The sequence below is a fragment of the Nocardiopsis listeri genome (genome assembly GCF_020741345.1).
GTDB classification, from domain to species: Bacteria; Actinomycetota; Actinomycetes; order Streptosporangiales; family Streptosporangiaceae; genus Nocardiopsis; species Nocardiopsis listeri_A.
The window spans coordinates 1-3,827 of sequence record NZ_DYZD01000103.1; the positions used below are offsets into that span (position 1 = coordinate 1).

5 protein-coding genes are annotated in these 3,827 nt (G+C 68.5%); 4 read left to right on the plus strand and 1 reads right to left on the minus strand.

The window, feature by feature from the left end; translation table 11 throughout:
• A partial coding sequence (tyrS, locus tag K8V84_RS06310; RefSeq protein WP_304071644.1) for a tyrosine--tRNA ligase occupies window positions 1-1,119 on the minus strand: 1,119 nt, incomplete at its 3' end.
• A gap of 231 nt (window positions 1,120-1,350) precedes the next feature.
• On the opposite strand from tyrS, the gene K8V84_RS06315 reads away from it, so the two are divergent.
• From K8V84_RS06315 to K8V84_RS06330, 4 genes are all read left to right on the plus strand, one after another.
• Window positions 1,351-2,157 (plus strand): alpha/beta fold hydrolase, encoded by an 807-nt coding sequence (locus tag K8V84_RS06315; protein WP_304071646.1) that lies wholly within the window; start codon window positions 1,351-1,353, stop codon window positions 2,155-2,157.
• Window positions 2,150-2,731, plus strand: a complete 582-nt coding sequence (locus K8V84_RS06320) for a TetR/AcrR family transcriptional regulator (protein ID WP_304071648.1) — start codon at window positions 2,150-2,152, stop codon at window positions 2,729-2,731. Before K8V84_RS06315 ends, K8V84_RS06320 begins: the two co-directional genes overlap by 8 nt.
• The gene (locus K8V84_RS06325; protein WP_304071649.1) at window positions 2,731-3,075 is read left to right on the plus strand and encodes a hypothetical protein; all 345 of its coding nucleotides are present in this window, start codon (window positions 2,731-2,733) and stop codon (window positions 3,073-3,075) included. Before K8V84_RS06320 ends, K8V84_RS06325 begins: the two co-directional genes overlap by 1 nt.
• 101 nt (window positions 3,076-3,176) lie before the next feature.
• Window positions 3,177-3,827: DUF1524 domain-containing protein (locus tag K8V84_RS06330; protein WP_304071651.1), on the plus strand; the 651-nt coding region annotated here is incomplete at its 3' end.

A 3,827-nucleotide genomic window follows, 5' to 3' on the forward strand; every position in this document is an offset into this window, starting at 1 on the left:
GCTCTGTGCGAACAGGTCGGTGACGAGCAGGTCGGCGACCGGTCCTTCCACTTCGGCCTTGGGCACCTCGGACAGCGCCGAGTCCAGGGTGCGCGCGTCCAGCTCGGAGAGGTCGGCACGACCGAAGAGGGCCAGGCTGGCCTCCTTGACCTTGCGGGTCTCCTCCTCGCCGTGGACCAGCGTGGTGAGCAGTTCGGCGAGGGTGCGCTGGGCCGCACGGGCCTGGGGACGCTCCTCAGTCTGGCGCTCCAGGTCGGCGATCTCCTCCTGGGACAGGAAGGTGAACACCTTGAGGTAACGGGCCACGTCGCGGTCGTCGGCGTTGAACCAGAATTGGTAGAAGGCGTACGGCGAGGTGAGTTCGGGGTCGAGCCAGACGGTGCCGGACTCGGTCTTGCCGAACTTGGTGCCGTCGGCCTTGGTCAGCAGGTTCGTGGTGAGGGCGTGGGCGGGCCCGTGCGGCTCGTTGCCCTCGATCCGACGGACCAGGTCCAGACCGGCGGTGATGTTGCCCCACTGGTCGGATCCGCCGGTCTGCAGGACGCAGCCGTAGCGGCGGTAGAGCTGCACGTAGTCGTAGGACTGGAGCAACACGTAGCTGAACTCGGTGTAGCTCATGCCCTCACCGTCCAGACGGCTCTTGACCGTCTCGCGGGCCAGCATCTGGTTGATGCTGAAGTGCTTGCCGACGTCGCGGAGCAACTCGATGGCGTTGATCTGACCGAGCCAGTCCCCGTTGTCGGCCAGGATCGCGTCGGTGGGGCCGGCCTGCTCCCCCTCCGGGGTGAAGCGCAGGAAGGACGACAGCTGACCGGCGAGGTTTCCGACCCACTCCCGGACCGTCTCCACGGAGTTCATCTGCCGCTCGGCGCTGGGCTTGGGGTCCCCGATGAGTCCGGTGCCGCCGCCGACGAGGGCGATGGGTCGGTGTCCGGCCCGCTGGAAACGGGCCAGGGTGAGCGCCTGGGTGAGGTGACCGACGTGCAGGCTCCCCGCGGTCGGGTCGAATCCGCAATAGAGGGTGATCGGACCATCGGCCAGCGCCTTGCGGAGTGCGTCAAGGTCGGTCGTTTGCGCGATGAGTCCGCGCCACTGGAGTTCGTCGATGATGTCGATCACTGTGTAGCTCTCTGTCGGATAGGCGGGCCCACGGCCCGATCTGCCTAGCAGTCTAGGTCGACTCGCCGGGTGCCTCACCCGGTTTTCCGTCACGGGTCACGCTAGCGGGCCGCACCCCGACCACCCCACCATGCCCCGCCCGAAACCCGCTCGAAGTACCCCTTGACCGCCGAGGCTAATAGCAATAGCTTTTAGGTTAATGGCAATAGCCAACATGAGGGAGAGCCGACCATGCACCACCTGGAGCGCCCCGAGGGACGGATCGCCTACGACCTCTACGACGGGGACGACGGGGCCCTCGTGGTCTGTGTCCCGGGCATGTTCGACCATCGCGCGTCCTTCCGCTTCGTCGGTCGGGCCCTGGCAGCCGCCGGGTACCGGGTCGCCGTCATGGACCTGCGCGGCCACGGGGACAGCGACACCACCTTCACCGCCCACGACAGCCGCGCCGCCGCGAGCGACGCGATCGCCCTGGCCGAGGAGCTGGGCGGGGAACGAGTGGTCATGGTCGGTAACTCCATGGGCGCCGCCGCGGTCACCATCGCCGCCATAGACCGACCGGACCTGGTCGCCGGCATCGCCCTGCTCGGCCCGTTCCTGCGACAGCCCGCCCTCGACCCACCGACCCGCGTCATGATGCGGATCCTGCTCACCCGCCCGTGGGCGCCCCGCGCCCTCACCTTCTGGTACGACCGACTGCACACCGGACGCACCCCGAAGGGCCACGACGAACAGAAGGAACGCGTCCTGCGGATGCTGCGCCCCAAGGAACGGTTCCGGGCGATCGTGGCGACCATCAACGCGCAGAACGAGAACGTCGACACCACCGAAGGGATGACGGCCGAGGCGGTCGTCATCATGGGCGAGCGGGACCCCGACTGGAAGGACCCGCACGCCGAGGCTCGATGGGTGTCCTCGGTGGTGGGCGGCCGGTCGGTGATGGTGCCCGACTGCGGTCACTACGCCCAGGCCCAGCGACCGGACGTGGTCGCCCCCGTCCTGGTGGACCTGATCGAGAGGGTGGCCGCCGATGCCTAGGGCCGGTCTCACCCCGGAGGTGGTCGTGACCGAGGCGTCCCGGCTGTGCGACGAACAGGGGTACGAAGCGCTCTCGTTGGCCGCGCTGGCCAAACGCCTGGGTGTGGCCACCCCCAGCCTCTACAAGCACGTGCCGGGATTGGACGAACTGCGTCGCCGGGTGGCGCTGGCGGCCGTGGCCGACCTGACCGAACGGCTGAGCGCGGCCGCGGTCGGTCTCTCCCGTGGCGCGGCCGTACGCGCGCTCTTCACCGCCTTTCGGACCTACGCGCACGATCACCCCGGGCGCTACACCGCGTTGCAGCGGGAGGCCCCGCCACCGGAGGAACCCGAGACCTACGCGGCGTTCGCCCGCCCGGTCGAGGTCATCGCCTCGGTCCTGCGGGGGTTCGACATCCCCGAGGACCACGTGGTGCATGTCATCAGGGCGCTGCGCAGTGCCCTGCACGGGTTCATCGACCTGGAGGCGCACGGCGGGTTCCAGATGCCCGAGAGCCTGGACGAGAGTTACACATTGCTGGTGGACGGCTTCGTCCGGGTCCTCGAACAGTGGCCGCGGACGGAGGGGACCTGATGTTCGCTGGACACTTCGAGGTGGCGGGACTCGCGAAGGCCCGGCGGCCGGACATCCCGTTGGCGGCGTTGTTGGTCGCCACGCAGCTGCCCGACCTGTTGGTGCATCGGCCCGACATGCCGTTCCTGCCCGGCGACATCGGCGCACTTCCACTCATGGGGGCGGGGCTCTGGGAGGCGCCGACGGTGGCCGCCCTTGTCGAGGGCCTTCTGGTCCTGGCCGGTGCGGGAGCGTACGCCTGGCGGACCTTGCGCGAGGAACCCCGGCGGGTGCGGGCATGGGGCCACAGCGCCGGTGTGGCAATCCTTCTGGTGGGGTCGTTCGCCTTCGATCTCCTCGGTTGAGCCCGTATCCGAGTTCTCCAAGACTCCTCGATGGTCCAAGCTTGGAGTGGTCGTGACCTTCTCCTCGCTGGTCGGGGAGCACAGATGTTGGAGTCTCCCGCATGTCGAAGCAGTCCTCCCCCAGGGGTCGGAAGCCGAAGTCCAAACTGGCGGCCCTCGTCAGCACGCTGGTCGGTGTGGTCGTGGTCGTGGTCGTGGTGTTGCAGCAGTTGGGGGTGATCGACCTCGAAATCGGAGGCACCCCCGGCGAGCCACAGGGCGCCCCCGGCGACATCTCGGCCTCCGACGTCGACCAGGCCCGTGAGCGCATCGAGGAGATCCGTGTCGAGGAGGAGAACGACCCCGGCGGCTACGACCGGTCGTTGTTCCCGCACTGGAGTGAACAGGACGGCTGCTCCACGCGCGAGATCGTGTTGAAGCGCGACGGCGAGGGTGTGGAGACCGACGAGGACTGCCGGTCGACCTCCGGCAGCTGGTACAGCGCCTATGACGGTGAGACCTTCGACGACGCGCAGGATCTGGACATCGACCACATGGTCGCCCTGAAGGAGGGGTGGCGGTCGGGCGCCCACGAGTGGTCGACCGAGGACCGCGGACGTTTCGCCAACGACCTGGACACCACCCAGCTGTGGGCCGTGAGCGCCTCGACCAACCGTTCCAAGGGCGACGCCGACCCGTCGGACTGGCTGCCGCCTCTGGAGTCCTCGCACTGCGACTACGTGGTCTCGTGGATCGAGGTCAAGCACGAGTGG

What these genes read in the sequence shown, in the direction of transcription:
- K8V84_RS06315 (WP_304071646.1), top strand. Translation starts at nt 1,351, where the DNA reads ATGCACCACCTGGAGCGCCCCGAGGGACGGATCGCCTACGACCTCTAC.
- K8V84_RS06320 (WP_304071648.1), top strand. Translation starts at nt 2,150, where the DNA reads ATGCCTAGGGCCGGTCTCACCCCGGAGGTGGTCGTGACCGAGGCGTCC.
- K8V84_RS06325 (WP_304071649.1), top strand. Translation starts at nt 2,731, where the DNA reads ATGTTCGCTGGACACTTCGAGGTGGCGGGACTCGCGAAGGCCCGGCGG.